Below are 16,493 nucleotides of genomic sequence, written 5' to 3'. Positions count from 1 at the left end.
GGCCAGCGGGGAGCGCTGAAACCGTCCGGGTGGGTCAGCTGACCCCGAGCTTCTCCAGGATCAGCTCCCGAACGCGGGCGGCGTCGGCCTGGCCACGGGTGGCCTTCATGACGCCACCGATGATCGCGCCGATGGCGCCCATGTTGCCGCCGCGGATCTTGTCGGCGACGTCGGGCTGGGCGGCGAGGGCGTCATCGATGGCAGCGATGAGCGGGCCGTCGTCGGAGACCATCGCCAGGCCACGCTTCTCGATCACCTCGGAGGGCGTGCCCTCGCCGGCGATGAGGCCGTCGAAGACCGAGCGGGCGAGCTTGTCGTTGATGGTCTTGGCGTCGATGAGCGCCTGGACCTCGGCGACCTGGGCCGGCGTGACGCCGACCTCGGCCAGCTCGACCGACGCGTCGTTGGCACGTCGCAGCAGCTCGGCGACCCACCACTTGCGAGCGGCCTGCGGCGAAGCACCGGCGATCACCGTCGCCTCGATCAGCGGCAACGCACCGGCGGCCCAGACGTCACGCATCTCGAGGTCGGTGAAGCCGTACTCGGCCTGCAGACGGATCTTCTTCTCGGTCGGGTTCTCCGGCAGCGTGCCGCGGAGCTCCTCGACCCACTCCCTCGACGGAGCCACGGGCACGAGGTCCGGCTCGGGGAAGTAGCGGTAGTCCTCGGCGTCGGACTTCTCGCGGCCCGACGACGTGGTGCCGTCCGCCTCGTGGAAGTGCCGCGTCTCCTGCAGGACCTTGCCGCCGGCGTCGAGGATGCCCGCGTGGCGCGACATCTCGAAGCGCACCGCGCGCTCGACCGAGCGCAGCGAGTTCACGTTCTTGGTCTCGGACCGCGTCCCCAGCACCCCGGAGCCCTTCGGCGAGAGCGAGAGGTTCACGTCGGCACGGATCGAGCCCTGGTCCATGCGGGCGTCGGAGACACCGAGGGCGACGATGAGGTCGCGCAGCTGGGCGACGTACGCCTTCGCGATGGCCGGGGCCTTCTCCCCCGCGCCGAGGATCGGCTTGGTGACGATCTCGATCAGCGGGATGCCGGCGCGGTTGTAGTCGACCAGCGAGTAGTCGGCGCCGTGGATCCGGCCGGTCGTGCCACCCACGTGGGTGGACTTGCCGGTGTCCTCCTCCATGTGGGCGCGCTCGATCTCGACCCGGAACGTCTCCCCGTCGACCTCGACGTCCATGAAGCCCTCGAACGCGATCGGCTCGTCGTACTGGGAGGTCTGGAAGTTCTTCGGCATGTCCGGGTAGAAGTAGTTCTTCCGGGCGAAGCGGCACCACTCGGCGATCTCGCAGTTCAGCGCGAGACCGATCCGGATCGCGCCCTCGACGGCCTTGCCGTTGACCACCGGCATCGCACCCGGCAGGCCCAGGCAGGTCGGGCAGACCTGGGTGTTGGGCTCGGCGCCGAACTCCGTCGGGCAGCCGCAGAACATCTTGGTGTTGGTGTTCAGCTCGACGTGGACCTCCAGGCCCATCGCCGGGTCGTACGCCGCGATCACGTCGTCGAAGTCGACCAGCACGTCGCTCATCAGTTGCTCTCCTTCGAGACGTACGCCGACGGGGCGATCGGGGCGCCCCACTTGCTGATCAACGCCGCCTCGAGCGCCGCACCGACGCGGTAGAGGCGGGCGTCCTCGAGCACCGGCGCCAGGAACTGGATGCCCGTGGGCAGCCCGTCGACGGACGAGACACCGGAGGGGACCGAGATGCCAGGTACGCCGGCCAGGTTGGCCGGGATGGTGGCGAGGTCCTGCAGGTAGTTGGCCAGCGGGTCGTCGGCCTTCTCCCCGATCGGCCACGCGGTCGACGGCGCGGTCGGCGAGACCAGCACGTCGACGGACTCGAAGGCCTTCGTGAAGTCCTCGATGATCAGCGTGCGGATCTTCTGGGCCTGGCCGTAGTAGGCGTCGTAGTAGCCGCTCGAGAGCGCGTAGGTGCCGATCAGGATGCGCCGCTTGACCTCGTCGCCGAAGCCCGCGTCGCGCGAGGCGCGCATGACGTCCTCGGCCGACGGCGAGCCGTCCGGCGTGACCCGAAGGCCGTAGCGCATGGCATCGAACTTCGCGAGGTTCGAGGAGCACTCGGCCGGCAGGATCAGGTAGTACGCCGCCATCGCGTGCACGAAGCTCGGCAGCGAGACCTCCACGACCTCGGCGCCGAGGCCGCGCAGGACCTCGATCGACTCGTCGAAGCGCTCGACGACGTCGGCGCTCCACGCGTCGCCCTGGAGCTCCTTGACCACGCCGACCCGCAGGCCGGAGAGGTCGCCAGCGGCACCCTCGCGGGCAGCCGAGACCAGCCCGGTCACCGGCGTCGGGACCGACGTCGAGTCCAGCGGGTCGTGCCCGCCGATGAGCTCCTGCAGCAGCGCGGCGTCGAGGACCGTGCGCGTCACGGGACCGAGCTGGTCGAGGCTGTTGGCCAGCGCGATCACGCCGTACCGCGACACCGAGCCGTACGTCGGCTTCACGCCGACCGTGCCGGTCATGGCGCCGGGCTGGCGGATCGAGCCGCCCGTGTCGGAGCCGATCGCCAGCGGGGCCTGGAAGGACGCGACCGCCGCGGCGGAGCCACCGCCCGAGCCACCGGGGATCCGGTCGAGCGACCACGGGTTGGCGACCGGGCCGTACGCCGAGTTCTCGTTGGCCGAGCCCATGGCGAACTCGTCCATGTTGGTCTTGCCCAGGATCGGCAGGCCTGCCGCGCGGATGCGCGCGGTGACCGTGCCGTCGTACGGCGGGATCCAGCCCTCGAGGATCTTCGAGCCGGCCGTGGTCGGCAGGCCCTCGGTGCAGAGGACGTCCTTGATCGCGATCGGCACGCCGTCGAGCTCGTGCAGCGGCGTACCGGCGGCGCGACGCTCGTCCGACGCACGGGCCTGCGCGAGCGCACCGTCGGCGTCGACGTGGAGGAAGGAGTTGAGGTCGCCGTTCGTGGCGGCGATCTGGTCGAGGTGCGCCTGCACCAGCTCGACGGAGGTCACCTCTCCGGCGGCGAGGGCGGCGGCCTGCTCGGCTGCGGTCTGGTGGATCACTGCTCGTCCCCCAGGATCCTCGGCACGGAGAACTTGTCGTCCTCCGCCGCGGGCGCGCCCGACAGCGCCTGCTCGGGCGTCAGGCCGGGGCGTACGACGTCCTCGCGGAACACGTTGGTCATCGGGATCGGGTGCGAGGTCGGCACGACGTCGTCACCGGCGACGCCCTGGATCGACGCGACCGACTCGAGGATCACGTTCAGCTGCGGCGCCAGGTGGTCGAGCTCGGCATCGGACAGATCGATCCGGGCGAGGTCGGCCAGGTGGCGCACCTCGTCTCGGGAGAGTTCGGGCATGCGCTCAATCCTAGGGATCCGGTCGGCGACGCGCCGCACCGCGTTCCATACTTGTCTAAGTCGATGATTTAAGTATTCTTTGACGGTGCCTTCCCCCAGCCGCCCGCTCCCCCAGATCGCGATCGTCGGCGCCGGTGCGGCCGGGACCCTGATGGCCATCCAGCTCCTGGAGCAGTCCCCCGCCGACCACCCGGCGTCGATCGTGCTGATCGACCCGACCGAGCAGTGGGGACGCGGGGTCGCCTACGGGACCACCGACCCCGCGCACCTGATGAACGTGCCGGCGTCCCGTCTCGGCGCCTTCCCCGACCGTCCCGGTCACTTCCTGGCCTGGCACCGGCGGCGCAACGGCGCCACGCCGGCGTACTCCTTCCTGCCGCGGCAGGTGTACGGCGAGTACCTCGCCGAGACCCTGCGCACCTCGGTGGCGCTGCACGGCGGGACCGTCCACCACCGCCGCGCCCGCGCGACGGCCGTACGCCGCACCGGCGACTGGCTGCGGGTCACGACCGACGACGGGCAGGACCTGACGGCGGACGCCCTCGTGGTCGCGACCGGCCTTCCCTCCGCCACGTCCGACTGGGCCCCCACGACGTTGCAGGCGTCGCGGAGGTTCGTCGCCGACCCGTGGGCGCCGGGCGCGATCTCGCGGATCCTCGACGACCCCGGTCGGGGCGACGTGCTCCTCGTCGGCAGCGGCCTGACCACCATCGACGTCGCGCTCAGCCTGCGGCACACCGGTCGCCGCCTGCACGTCGTGTCGCGCTCGGGGCGACTGCCGGCGGCGCACGGCGAGCATCCCGTCACGCCCGCCATCCCCGACGTGTCCGACTGGGGCCGCAGCCTGCGCGGCATCCGGCAGCACGCCCGCGCCCACATCAGCACCGGGTTCCGGATGTACGGCGACTGGCGCCCCGCCGTCGACGGCCTGCGCCACCAGGTCACCGAGCTCTGGACCCGGTTGAGTCCCGCCGACCGGGCCGCTTTCATCGCCGAGGACGCCGGCACCTGGAACGCCCATCGGCACCGGATGCCCCCGTCGTCGGCGTACGCCGTCCGCGAGCTGCGTGACGCCGACCGGCTGACCCTGGCCAGGGCCCAGGTGAAAGGTGCGGCGGAGCGTCCGGACGTCCTGGACGTCGAGCTCTCCGACGGCAGCCGGCGCGAGGTCGCCTGGGTGGTCAACTGCACCGGCCCACGCACCGACGTCCGCCGGCTCGGCAACCCCCTCATCGAGGACCTGCTGCGCGAGGACCGCGCCACGGGTCCGCTCGCCGGCGTCGATCCCACCGGCCTGGGCCTGACCACCCGCGACGGCCTGCTGATCCCGCCGACAGGCGAGCCGGCGGCCCCGATCTGGACCCTCGGCGCCCTGCGCCGAGGGGAGCTGTGGGAGTCGACGGCGATCGTCGACATCCGCGCCCAGGCAGCCGGGATCGCCACGCAGGTGCTGCTGCGTGAGGGGGTCCACATCGCTCACTCCGCGTGATGTCCGGACGACCGCGCGAAGAACGGAAGAAAACCCGGCTCCAGAGGTTTTGACACCCCGCGCACGCGGGATAACCCTGGGGGCAACAGTTGGAGCAATCAAACTTCTTGGGGGGACACCCGACATGATCCGTACGACCTCTCGCCGCCTGCGCTCCGCGCTCGTGGCCCTCACCATCACCGCGGCCGCCGCGGGCACCTCCGTGGCCGTCGCCGGGCCTGCCGGCGCCGTGACCCAGGTGTCCTGCTCGACGAAGACCGTGGTCGACGTCAACGGCCACACCTCGAACCAGGTCGTGAAGTGGGGCGACTACGAGTCGGTCCACGTCAACGTCTCGGCCGCCTGCTCGGACGGCAAGAACTACGTCAGCGGCAGCGGCATCACCACGCTCTACAAGTCGACCGACGGTGGCAACACCTGGACCACGCTCAAGCGCATGGGCGGCTACGGCGCGGACTACGTGTCCTACTACGGCACCAACGTGATCACGCGGAACACGCTGTTCTACGCCAAGTACTCCGGCGGCGCCTACGGCAACGGCTACACGCAGTGGAACTACGCCGCGTCGAACGACAACATCGTCGCCGGCGTCATCCGCCACACGGCGTACAAGAGCTCCAGCTGCGGTCACCGCGGTTGCACGGCCGTCTACAAGATCACGCCGATCGCCAGCATCCAGGGCCTCAAGGTCACCATCCAGAAGCACAACAGCACCGGTTGGCACTTCAACACCGCTGTCACGGTGAGCTCGACCGGAACCCTCAAGCACTTCTTCCGCCCGGGCAAGTACCGCTTCCTGCTGCCGGGCAAGCGCGGGTTCCTGAAGAGCACCTACGGCACGATCACCGTCTCCTGATCACTGATCGAGCGCTGAGGGTCCGCCCTCGAGCAGCCTGACGAACTCGGCCTCACCCAGGATGGTGAGGCCGAGTTCTTCAGCTTTTGCGGCCTTCGAACCGGCGTTCTCGCCGACGACGACGTAGTCGGTCTTCTTCGACACCGAGCCGGACGCCTTGCCGCCGCGGGCGATGATCGCCTCCTTGACCGAGTCACGGGTGAAGCCCTCGAGCCCACCGGTCACCACGACCGTCAGCCCCTCGAGGGTGGGCGTGATCGACGCGTCGCGCTCGTCCTCCATGCGTACGCCGGCGGCGGCCCACTTCTCCACGATCTCGACGTGCCAGTCGACCGTGAACCACTCGGTGACGGCTTCGCCGATGACGGAGCCGACACCCTCCGTGTCAGCCAGCTCGGCCGGGCTCGCCGCCCGGATCGCGTCCATCGAGCCGAACCGGGTCGCCAGCGCGCGCGCCGCACTCGGGCCGCAGTGCCGGATGGACAGGCCGACCAGCACCCGCCAGAGCGCCACGTCCAAGCTGTCGTCGAGATTGGCCAGCAGCTTGAGCGCGTTGGCGGTCAGCTGCGGGCCGTCCTCGCCCTTCTTCGGCGCGCGGGTGAACAGCGGGGTGCGCTGCAGCGCCGCCTCGTCGAGGTCGAACACGTCGCCCTCGTTGGCCACGGCACCCGACTGGTGCAGCGCGATGGCGGCCTCGTAGCCCAGGCCCTCGATGTCGAAGGCACCGCGACCGGCGACGTGGTTGATCCGCTCGACGACCTGCGCCTCGCAGTCGCGGTGGTTGGGACAGCGGCGGTCCTTGTCGCCCGCCTTCTGCTCCACCAGCTCGGTCCCGCAGGCAGGACACACCGTCGGCGCGACCCACTCGGGCAGGCCCTCGGGCCGCAGCGCCAGGACCGGGCCGAGGATCTCGGGGATCACGTCGCCGGCCTTGCGCAGGATGACCGTGTCGCCGGGCCGCACGTCCTTGCGGGCGACCTCGTAGAAGTTGTGCAGCGTGGCCATCTCGACGGTGGATCCGGCCACCTTGGTCGGCTCCATCACGCCGAACGGAGTGACCCGTCCGGTGCGCCCGGTGTTGACCTGGATGTCGAGGAGCTTGGCGTGCACCTCCTCGGGCGGGTACTTGTACGCGATCGCCCAGCGCGGCGCCCGCGACGTCGAGCCCAGCGAGCGCTGCAGCGAGACGTCGTCGACCTTGACCACGACGCCGTCGATCTCGTGGTCGAGGACGGTCTCGTCGTGGCGGTGCTCGCCCCAGTAGGAGATGTAGTCACGCACCTCGGCGACCGAGCCCAGCACCTGGGTGCGGGGTGAGGTGGGCAGGCCCCAGGCCGCGAGCGCGGCGTACGCGTGGGACTGCGCGGCCGGCTCGAAGCCCTGCCGCTCCCCGATGCCGTGACAGACCATGGTCAGGTTGCGCGAGGCGGTGACCTTCGGGTCCTTCTGGCGCAGCGAGCCGGCGGCGGTGTTGCGGGCGTTGGCGTAGAGGGGCTTGCCTGCGGCGGCCTGGGCCTGGTTGATCGCCTCGAACGTCCGCGTCGGGAGGTAGACCTCGCCGCGCACCTCGACCAGAGCGGGCACCGGGAACTCCGGGGTCCCGGTCAGGCGGCGTGGGACCGCCGCGATCGTCGCCACGTTGGGGGTGACGTCCTCCCCCGTGGTGCCGTCGCCCCGGGTCAGCGCACGGGTGAGCACGCCATCGGTGTAGAGCAGGTTGATCGCCAGGCCGTCCACCTTGAGCTCGCAGAGCAGCTCGGGCGTGCGGCCGGTGTCGCGCAGCACGCGGTCGAACCAGGCGTCGAGCTCCTCGGTGCTGAAGGCGTTGTCGAGGGACTCCATCCGGCGGAGGTGGTCGTACGACGCGAAGTCGGTGAACGCCCTGCCCATCACCCGTCGCGTGGGGCTGGCGTCGGTCACCAACGCGGGGAACTGCTCCTCGAGCGCGCTGAGGTCACGCAGGAGGTCGTCGTACTCGGCGTCGCTGAGCGGCGAGGTGCCGTCGCGGTAGTAGGCGTCGGAGGCGGCCTCGATCTCCTGGACCAGCCGGAGGTGTTCTTGCTGCGCCTGCGCCTCGCTCATGGGCCCATCCTGCCGCGCCGCACCGACACCTGGAGCAGGACCCTCGCCGTCGCGGGTGAGCAGCCTCACTCGGATTTCTGATCTTTCTCGCTGGTGCGGGAATGAAACGTCCTCGTACCATCGTTGGAAACGAAACCGTACCGTTCCATCAAACCGATCCGGAGTCCCGATGCCCCGCCTCATCCCCGCCGCCCGACCCCGTGTCGAGGGCGACCGTGAGCAGGAGATCTTCGACGCCACCATCGAGATCCTCGGCGACGTCGGCTACGACCGGCTCACCATGGACGCCGTCGCGACCCGCGCCAAGGCCTCGAAGGCGACGCTCTACCGGCGCTGGCAGGGCAAGGCCGCCCTCGTCATCGATGCGATCGTGCACACCAAGGGCAGCCACGAGCACCCCGAGCCGGACACCGGTTCGCTGCGCGGCGACCTGATCTCGACCTTCTGCGGCGAGGGCGGCATGGCCGACCCGCAGCAGACCGCGATCCTGGGCAGCCTGATCACCGCGATCAGCCGCGACCCCGAGTTCGCCGCGGCGTTCCGCGAGCGCTTCATCGCCCCGAAGGCGGCCGCCAACCTCGCCATCTACCAGCGCGCAGTGGCGCGCGGCGAGATCCGTCCCGACGTCGACCTCGACATCGTCATCCCGGCCCTGCCGGGGATCCTCATCCACCGCCTCTTCCTGCTCGGCGAGCCGCCGACCAAGGACGTCATCACCCGCGTCGTCGACCAGGTGATCCTTCCGGCCGTCACCCACGGCCACTCCACCCCTCCTCACACCCAAGGAAAGTGATGACCGACCTCACGACCGCGGAGCTCACCGAGCCCGCCGAGACGAAGGCACCGGCCCACGCCGGACTGGCCCTCGTCCTCATCCTGATGGCGCAGCTGATGGTGGTGCTCGACGGCACCATCGCCAACATCGCGCTGCCCTACATCGGCGCCGACCTGAAGATCTCGCAGGCCAACCTCACCTGGATCGTCACCGGCTACGCCCTGGCCTTCGGCGGGCTCCTGCTGCTCGGCGGCCGCCTCGGTGACCTCTACGGTCGCCGCCGGCTGTTCATCTCCGGCCTGACGACGTTCGCGATCGCCTCGCTGCTCGGCGGCCTGGCGCAGAACGAGACCATGCTGCTCGGCTCCCGTGCCCTGCAGGGTGTCGGTGCCGCGCTCGCCGCTCCGGCGGCGCTCGCCCTCATCACCACCACGTTCCCGGCCGGTCCGCAGCGCAGCCGCGCGATGGGCGCCTACGCCACCATGTCCGGCGTCGGCGCGGCCATCGGCCTGATCCTCGGCGGTTGGCTGACCGGCCTGAACTCCGCGTTCGGGCTCGACGTCGAGGGATGGCGGCTGACCTTCCTGATCAACGTCCCGATCGGCCTGATCGCGGCTGCGCTCGCTCCCCGTGTCCTGGCCGAGTCCGAGAAGCACATCGGCGAGCTCGACGTTCCCGGCGCCATCACCGGCACCCTGGGTCTGCTGGCCGTCGTGTTCGGTCTCTCCCGTGCCGGCGAGGAGGCCTACGGCTGGGACAGCTGGCAGACGCTGACGTCGCTGGGCATCGGCATCGCACTGCTGGTCGCGTTCGTCGCCATCGAGCGCCGCGTGGAGCACCCGCTGCTCCCGATCCGGATCTTCGCCAACCGCACCCGCGCGACCAGCTTCATCGCGATGATGATCGCGCCGGCCGCGATGATGGCGATGTTCTTCTACCTGAGCCAGTTCATCCAGGTGATCATGGGCTACAGCTCGTTGCACGCCGGCTTCGCGTTCCTGCCCTTCTCGTTCGGCATCGTGATCGGTGCGGCCATCTCCTCCAACCTGGTCGGCCGCATCGACCCGCGCTTCATCGCCGGGACGGGCACCCTGCTGGCCGCCGTCGCGCTGTTCATGTACACGCAGATCCCGGTCGCCAACACGGCCGCCGACGTCCTCAACGCGGTGGGTTCGAAGCAGCGGATCGGTGCCGACATCAGCTACTGGGGCCACGTCTTCCCGTGGATCGTGATGATGTCGATCGGCATGGGCCTGACCTTCGTCCCGATGATGCAGACCGCGATGCACCGCATCGAGGCCGCCGACTCGGGCATCGGCTCCGGCGTGCTCAACACGATGCAGCAGGTCGGCGGCGCCATCGGCGTCGCGGCCCTCAGCACCGTCGCGCTGCACTACTTCAACGGCACGAAGTCCGGCCTGACCGACCAGGTCTCCGCCGGCCTGTCCAAGGCCGGGGTCGACCCGCACGCGACGCTCCCGGGCACGAACACCTCGTTCCTGGACTTCGCCCTGTTCCAGGGCAGCTTCCCCGACGGCGCGATCCACGCCTTCTGGGTCGCCGGTGGCCTGATGGTGCTGGCGTCGGCCGTGATCTGGACGTTCCTGAACGTCAAGCACACCGAGCTGGCGTCAGACGGCACCGAGGGCGTGCACGTGGGCTGATCCCCACCGAAACGCTCAACCGCGCGCGGCCCGGACCACCACATCGAGGATGGTCCGGGCCGTTGTCATGTCGGCACCGGCCAGACCACACGCGGGCGAGACCAACAACCGGTCACCGGACTCCTCGGGGTCCAGGCCGAGCATGTCGAGCCAGCGCAGGACCGACTCGACGACCCGCTTCTGCGTCGGGACCGCACCCGACGTGGGTACGACGCCCAGCACCACCGTGTCGCCGGCATCGAGCGTCTCGGCGAGGGCGTCGTGGTCGTCGGCCTGCAGCAATGACAGGTCGACCATGACTCCGCGGGCCCCGGCGCCGCGGACCAGGGCGATCGGGGCGGCCGGCGCGCAGCAGTGCACCCAGACGTCCGTCCCGGCGCCCTCGATCACCCACTGCAGCGCCTCGCTGGCCTCCGGTGGGTGGATCCGGCGGTGCTTGCCGAAGCCCGACGCGGTCGGGACCCGAGCGTCCAGGACCGCCGGCAGAGCGGGCTCGTCCAGCTGGAGCACGACGCGGTCGACGTACGGCAGGCGTCGGCGTACGTCGGCGACGTGCTCGCCCACCGCGGCGGCGAGCGCCTGCGCGAGGTCACGGCGCGCGCCGTGGTCGGCGAGCACCTTGTCGCCGCGCGGGCGCTCCATCAGCGCCGCGAGGGTCCACGGGCCGGTGACCTGGACCTTGAAGTCGCCGCGGACGTCCTGGCCCTGCTCCTCGAGGGTGTCGAGGTCCTGGCCGAGGAGGCTGCGGGCGCGGCGCTGGTCGAGGGCGGGCGCACCGGTCGTCCCGGTGAGGCGCCATCCGTTGGGCTGCAGGTCGGCGTCGAGCTCGCCGAGCAGGCCGACGGTGCGGCCGATCATGCCGGCGTGCGTGCCGCGGCCGGGGACCTCGGGCAGGAACGGCAGCCCCTCGGCGAGCTCGCCGAGGACGATGCGGAGCGCCTCGTCGAAGTCGCGTTGGTCGTCGCCCGGGAACGACCCGACACCGGTCGCCCTCACGCGCTCGCCTCGGCTCGCCGCGTCGCGGTGATCGTGGCGGACCCGACGACCCGCGTGCCGGCGTACATCACGACGGCCTGGCCGGGCGCGACGCCGTACGCCGGGTCGAGCAGCTCGACCTCGACGCCGGTGCCGGTGACGACCACGCGGGCGCGGTGCTCGGCGCCGTGGGCGCGGAGCTGGACGGTGACGTGGTCGCCCTCGAGGACGGTCCCGGTCGCGAGGGACGCCCCGCACCACCGGGGCAGCGAGCCGACCAGACCCTCGATCGCGAGCCGGTCGTGGGGACCGACGGTGACGGTCGCGTCGACCGGCGAGATGTCCAGGACGTAGCGGGGCCTGCCGTCGGCGGCAGGTACGCCGAGGCGCAGGCCCTTGCGCTGCCCGATGGTGAAGCCGAAGGTCCCCTCGTGCTCGCCGACCTGCTCACCGGCCTCGTCGAGGATGGCACCGGGGCGGAGCGACGGCAGCGTGGCGTCGCGGGCCGACAGCTTCTCGCGCAGCCAGCCGGCGTTGTCGCCGTCGGCGACGAAGCAGATGTCGTGGCTGTCGGGCTTGTCGGCCACGAGCAGCCCGCGCCGCGCCGCCTCCTCGCGCACCTGCGCCTTGGGGGTGTCGCCGAGCGGGAACAGCGAGTGACGCAGCTGGCGCTCGTCGAGCACGCCGAGGACGTAGCTCTGGTCCTTGCCGTGGTCGACGGCCCGGTGCATCTCGATGCCGTCGGGTCCCTCCACCAGGCTCGCGTAGTGACCGGTCGCGACGGCGTCGAAGCCCAGCGCCAGTGCCCGGTCGAGCACGGCCTCGAACTTGATCTTCTCGTTGCAGCGCAGGCACGGGTTGGGGGTCTGCCCGGCGGCGTAGGTGTCCATGAAGTTCTCGACCACGTCGGCGTGGAAGCGGTCGGAGAGGTCCCAGATGTAGAACGGGATGCCGATCACGTCGGCGGCCCGGCGGGCGTCGTTGCTGTCCTCGATCGTGCAGCAGCCGCGTGCGCCGGTGCGGTAGCTCTTCGGGTTGCGCGAGAGCGCGAGGTGGATGCCGGTGACGTCGTGGCCCGCCTCGACGGCGCGCGCGGCGGCGACGGCGGAGTCCACTCCCCCGGACATGGCGGCGACGACCCTCATCTCGGCCTCTCGCTCTCAGGCGCGCGCGGCGCGGGCGCGCTGCACGCAGGCGCCGATGGTGGCGACGACCGCGTCGACGTCGGCCTCGGTCGTGGTGTGGCCCAGGCTGAACCGCAGCGAGCTGCGCGCGGTCGCGCTGTCGCGTCCCATGGCGAGCAGGACGTGCGAGGGCTGGGGCACGCCGGCGGAGCAGGCCGATCCGGTGGAGCACTCGATGCCCTGGGCGTCGAGCAGCATCAGCAGCGAGTCGCCCTCGCAGCCGGGGAAGGACAGGTGCACGTTGCCGGGAAGCCGGTCCTCGGTCCCGTTCAGCTCTGCGTCGGGGACCTCGCGCAGCACCCCGTCGACCAGCCGCTGGCGAAGGGCGGAGACCCGATCGGCGTACTCGGGCTGCCGCTTCACGGCCTCCTCGACCGCGGCGGCGAGGCCGGCGACGGCGGGAACGTCGAGCGTGCCGGAGCGTACGTCGCGCTCCTGGCCACCGCCGTGCAGCAGCGGGGTGAGCACGACCTCGCGGCGTACGACGAGCGCCCCGACGCCCTGCGGCCCACCGAGCTTGTGCCCGCTCAGCGACAGCGCGTCGACACCGGAGGCGGCGAAGTCGACCGCGACCGCGCCGACGGCCTGGACCGCGTCGGTGTGGACGGGAATGCCGTGGAGGCCGGCGAGGGCGACCACCTCGTCGAGCGGCTGCAGCGTGCCGACCTCGTTGTTGGCCCACATGACGCTGATCAGGGCGACCGTCTGCGGCTCGCGCTCGACGCTCGCGCGCAGCGCCGCGACGTCGAGGCGTCCGTCGGCATCGACCGGCACCAGCTCGACCACCGCACCGTCGTGCTCCTCGAGCCACACCAGCGGGTCGAGCACGGCATGGTGCTCGACCGCGGTCGACAGGATCCGCACGCGTCCCGGGTCGGCGTCCCGGCGGGCCCAGAACAGCCCCTTGAGCGCGAGGTTGTCGGCCTCGGTGCCGCCCGAGGTGAACACGACCTCACCGGGTCGACAGCCGAGGGCTCGCGCGACGGTCTCGCGCGACTCCTCCACGATGCGGCGTGCGCGACGACCGGACGCGTGAAGCGAGCTGGCGTTGCCGACGTCGCGCAGCTGCCGGGTCATCGCCTCGATCGCGGCGTCCACCATCGGGGTGGTCGCTGCGTGGTCGAGGTAGACGGTCGGGCGGCTCATGTCGACGCCCAGCCTACGGCGCCCGTCGCGGGCGCCCGACGGGCGTCAGGGGACGACGGTCAACGTGGAGAGCCGGCCGCGCTCCCACTGCCGTGCAGGGTCATCGCGCCACTGGCCGGGACCGTCGTGCGCGGGACGGTCAGGTTGCGGATGGGGTGGCTCGTCGAGCCGACGCGACGAGGGCGACCGGCCGAGAGATCCTCATGCGAGGGATCCTAGGTGAGCAGCACCATGTCGTCGCGGTGCACGACGACACGGTCGTAGCCGTCGCCGAACTCCGCGAGCAGCTCCCGCGAGGACCTGCCGAGCAGGCGCGGCACCTCGGCCGCGTCGAAGTTGACCAGACCGCGGGCCACCGAGACGCCCGAGGGGTCGGTCAGGTCGACCGGGTCGCCCGCCTCGAACGAGCCGGTCGCGCCGGTGATCCCGGCAGCCAGCAGGGAGGCGCCGCGCTCGGTGACCGCGCGTGCGGCGCCCGCGTCGATCGCGATCGTGCCCTTGGGCTCGGTCGCGTGGGCCAGCCAGAGCAGGCGCGCGGGACGCCGCTTGCCGGTGGCGTGGAAGAGCGTGCCGATCGGCGTACCGGCCAGCGCGGCGGCGGCGTTGGTGGCCGAGGTCAGCACGACCGGGATGCCGTCGCCGGTCGCGATGCGGGCGGCCTCGACCTTGGTCACCATGCCCCCGGTGCCGACGCCGGCGGAGCCGGCCGAGCCGATGCTCACCTCGGCCAGGTCGGCCTCGGTGCGTACGTCGCGCAGCATCGTGGCTCCCCCGCGGGCCGGGTTGCCGTCGTAGAGACCGTCGACGTCCGAGAGCAGGACGAGCAGGTCGGCGTGGATCATCTGCGCCACCAGCGCAGCGAGCCGGTCGTTGTCGCCGAACCGGATCTCATGGGTGGCGACGGTGTCGTTCTCGTTGACGATCGGCACGACGCCGAGGTCGAGCAGCTTGGCGACGGTCTGGTGGGCGTTGCGGTAGTGGGCACGACGCGTCACGTCGTCGACGGTGAGCAGGACCTGCCCGGCGATGAGGCCGTGCCGAGCGAGCTCCTCGGTGTAGCGGTGCACCAGCAGCCCCTGGCCCACGCTGGCCGCGGCCTGCTGGGCGGCGAGGTCGTGCGGACGTCGCTTCATCTGCAGGGGGGACAATCCGGCGGCGATCGCACCCGAGGACACGAGGACGATCTCGGCGCCGTCGGCCCTCGCCTTCGCGAGCACGCCCACCAGCGCGCTCACCCGGTCGGGGTCGATGCCACCTGCGGCGGTCGTGAGCGAGGACGAGCCGACCTTGACCACGATGCGCCGCGCGGAGGTGACGGCCTCCCGCAGCTCACTCATCGTCGTCCGCCAGGCCGGGGTCGTCCTCCAGCCAGGCGTCGTCGTCGGTCACGGGCTGTACGTCGGGGTCGTCCTCGGAGCCGATCTCGTAGGCCATGGGGCCGTACTCGTCGGGGCGGTCCAGGCGGCGGGCGACGTCGGCACGCGTCTCGCCCTCGCCGCGCTCGGGCATGTTCTCCTGGATGTCACGACGACGCTGGGCCGCGGGACGGTCCTCCATGAAGCGGCTGTCCTCGCCACGGCGCGCGAGGTTCTCGGCGCCGGCGTCGATGCCGGGGTTGAAGTCGAAGACGACGGCGTTCTCGGGGTCGCCGATGAGGACCGCGTCACCGGGCACGGCGCCCAGCTTGAGCAGCCGCTCCTCGATGCCGAGCCGGTTGAGCCGGTCGGCGAGGTAGCCGACCGCCTCGTCGTTGCTGAAGTTGGTCTGGCGGATCCACCGCTCGGGCTTGGTGCCGCGCACCCGCCATCCGGCACCCGTCTGGGTAATGGTGAAGTCGTCGCCGTCGACGCCCTTGGGCCGCAGGACGACCCGCTCGGTGCTCTCCACGGCACGCTCAGCACGCGCGGCGAGCACGATCTCGGCCATGGCGTAGATCAGCTCACGCGTGCCCTCACCGCTCACCGCGGAGATCTCGAAGACGCGGTGGCCGCGCTCGCGCAGGTCCTGGACGACCATCGAGGAGATGTCGCGGCCGTCGGGGACGTCCACCTTGTTCAGGGCCACCAGGCGCGGCCGGTCCTCGAGACCGCCGTAGCGACGCAGCTCGTCCTCGATGATCTCGAGGTCGTCGGCGGGGTTGCGGCCGGGCTCGAGGGTGGCGGTGTCGAGCACGTGCACCAGCGCGGCACAGCGCTCGATGTGGCGCAGGAAGTCGTGGCCCAGGCCGCGACCCTCGGCGGCCCCCTCGATGAGACCGGGTACGTCGGCGACGGTGAACGTCGTCTCGCCCGCGGTGACCACGCCGAGGTTGGGGACCAGGGTCGTGAACGGGTAGTCGGCGATCTTGGGCCGGGCACGGGAGATCGCGGCGATCAGGCTCGACTTGCCAGCGCTCGGGAAGCCGACCAGGCCGATGTCGGCCACGACCTTGAGCTCGAGGACGACCTCGAGCTCGTCGCCGGGCTCGCCGAGCAGCGCGAAGCCCGGCGCCTTGCGGGTCTTGGAGGCGAGGGAGGCGTTGCCCAGCCCGCCGCGGCCGCCCTCGGCGATGACCAGCTCGGTGCCGGCACCGACGAGGTCGGCGATGACCTCGCCCTGGGGCGTGGTCACCAGGGTGCCGTCCGGGACGGGGAGGATCAGGTCCGAGCCGTGGGCGCCGTTGCGCCGGTCGCCCGCGCCGTGGCCGCCGTTCTCGGCCTTGCGCTTGGGGCTGTGGTGGTAGTCCAGCAGCGTGGTGACGTCGGGGTCGACCTTGAGGATGATCGATCCGCCGGGGCCACCGTTGCCACCGTCGGGGCCGCCGAGCGGCTTGAACTTCTCCCGGTGGACCGACGCCACGCCGTGCCCGCCCCGGCCCGCGGCGAGGTGCAGCGAGACGCGATCGACGAAGGTGGGGACGGCCATGGGTTCAGTCTCTCAGTTGTTCGGGTGTGGATCTCGATGCCACCAACGCACGTTCTCGCGTCGGGCACTCGATCACCGGAAAA

At 71.4% G+C, this 16,493-nt stretch carries 13 protein-coding genes; 4 read left to right on the top strand and 9 right to left on the bottom strand.

Annotated elements, in window-relative coordinates; translation table 11 throughout:
- Window positions 1-34: 34 nt before the first annotated feature.
- Genes gatB through gatC form a run of 3 tightly spaced genes read right to left on the bottom strand, consistent with a single transcriptional unit; the run spans window position 35 to window position 3,335 of the window.
- Window positions 35-1,534 carry an Asp-tRNA(Asn)/Glu-tRNA(Gln) amidotransferase subunit GatB gene (gene gatB / locus ACYVJ3_RS11230; RefSeq protein ID WP_460853071.1) on the bottom strand — a complete coding sequence of 500 codons (1,500 nt, stop codon included), beginning with the start codon at window positions 1,532-1,534 and terminating at the stop codon, window positions 35-37.
- Window positions 1,534-3,039 carry an Asp-tRNA(Asn)/Glu-tRNA(Gln) amidotransferase subunit GatA gene (gatA, locus tag ACYVJ3_RS11225; RefSeq protein WP_460853070.1) on the bottom strand — a complete coding sequence of 502 codons (1,506 nt, stop codon included), beginning with the start codon at window positions 3,037-3,039 and terminating at the stop codon, window positions 1,534-1,536. The genes gatB and gatA overlap by 1 nt, the downstream gene beginning before the upstream one ends.
- Window positions 3,036-3,335, bottom strand: coding sequence for an Asp-tRNA(Asn)/Glu-tRNA(Gln) amidotransferase subunit GatC (gene gatC / locus ACYVJ3_RS11220; RefSeq protein WP_460853069.1), 300 nt, complete (start codon window positions 3,333-3,335; stop codon window positions 3,036-3,038). Before gatC ends, gatA begins: the two co-directional genes overlap by 4 nt.
- A gap of 85 nt (window positions 3,336-3,420) precedes the next feature.
- On the opposite strand from gatC, the gene ACYVJ3_RS11215 reads away from it, so the two are divergent.
- Both ACYVJ3_RS11215 and ACYVJ3_RS11210 read left to right on the top strand, forming a co-directional pair.
- Complete coding sequence (locus ACYVJ3_RS11215; protein WP_460853068.1) at window positions 3,421-4,824, top strand: FAD/NAD(P)-binding protein; 1,404 nt, start codon at window positions 3,421-3,423, stop codon at window positions 4,822-4,824.
- Window positions 4,825-4,948: 124 nt separating this feature from the next.
- On the top strand, window positions 4,949-5,680 hold the full coding sequence (locus ACYVJ3_RS11210) for a hypothetical protein (RefSeq protein WP_460853067.1): 732 nt from the start codon (window positions 4,949-4,951) through the stop codon (window positions 5,678-5,680).
- Here the strand turns inward: ACYVJ3_RS11210 and ligA are convergent, their stop codons facing one another.
- Complete coding sequence (gene ligA / locus ACYVJ3_RS11205; RefSeq protein ID WP_460853066.1) at window positions 5,681-7,762, bottom strand: NAD-dependent DNA ligase LigA; 2,082 nt, start codon at window positions 7,760-7,762, stop codon at window positions 5,681-5,683. It lies immediately after the preceding gene.
- 169 nt (window positions 7,763-7,931) lie between these two features.
- On the opposite strand from ligA, the gene ACYVJ3_RS11200 reads away from it, so the two are divergent.
- Window positions 7,932-8,555, top strand: coding sequence for a TetR/AcrR family transcriptional regulator (locus ACYVJ3_RS11200; RefSeq protein WP_460853065.1), 624 nt, complete (start codon window positions 7,932-7,934; stop codon window positions 8,553-8,555).
- Window positions 8,555-10,201, top strand: coding sequence for an MFS transporter (locus ACYVJ3_RS11195; protein WP_460853064.1), 1,647 nt, complete (start codon window positions 8,555-8,557; stop codon window positions 10,199-10,201). The genes ACYVJ3_RS11200 and ACYVJ3_RS11195 overlap by 1 nt, the downstream gene beginning before the upstream one ends.
- Window positions 10,202-10,216: 15 nt before the next feature.
- Here ACYVJ3_RS11195 and ACYVJ3_RS11190 read toward each other — a convergent pair whose 3' ends face one another.
- The 5 genes from ACYVJ3_RS11190 to obgE all read right to left on the bottom strand — a co-directional run bounded on the left by ACYVJ3_RS11190 (window position 10,217) and on the right by obgE (window position 16,410).
- On the bottom strand, window positions 10,217-11,197 hold the full coding sequence (locus ACYVJ3_RS11190; protein WP_460853063.1) for a uroporphyrinogen decarboxylase/cobalamine-independent methonine synthase family protein: 981 nt from the start codon (window positions 11,195-11,197) through the stop codon (window positions 10,217-10,219).
- Window positions 11,194-12,321, bottom strand: coding sequence for a tRNA 2-thiouridine(34) synthase MnmA (mnmA, locus tag ACYVJ3_RS11185; protein ID WP_460853062.1), 1,128 nt, complete (start codon window positions 12,319-12,321; stop codon window positions 11,194-11,196). Before mnmA ends, ACYVJ3_RS11190 begins: the two co-directional genes overlap by 4 nt.
- Window positions 12,322-12,336: 15 nt before the next feature.
- Window positions 12,337-13,506, bottom strand: coding sequence for a cysteine desulfurase family protein (locus ACYVJ3_RS11180; protein ID WP_460853061.1), 1,170 nt, complete (start codon window positions 13,504-13,506; stop codon window positions 12,337-12,339).
- Between the two features lie 215 nt (window positions 13,507-13,721).
- Window positions 13,722-14,843 (bottom strand): glutamate 5-kinase, encoded by a 1,122-nt coding sequence (gene proB / locus ACYVJ3_RS11175; RefSeq protein ID WP_460853060.1) that lies wholly within the window; start codon window positions 14,841-14,843, stop codon window positions 13,722-13,724.
- Window positions 14,836-16,410 (bottom strand): GTPase ObgE, encoded by a 1,575-nt coding sequence (gene obgE, locus ACYVJ3_RS11170; RefSeq protein ID WP_460853058.1) that lies wholly within the window; start codon window positions 16,408-16,410, stop codon window positions 14,836-14,838. The genes proB and obgE overlap by 8 nt, the downstream gene beginning before the upstream one ends.
- Between the last annotated feature and the right edge of the window lie 83 nt (window positions 16,411-16,493).

Source organism: Nocardioides montaniterrae, from assembly GCF_054782655.1.
The sequence above is the reverse complement of the archived record's forward strand: the minus strand, read 5'-3'. Positions and strand labels throughout refer to the sequence as shown.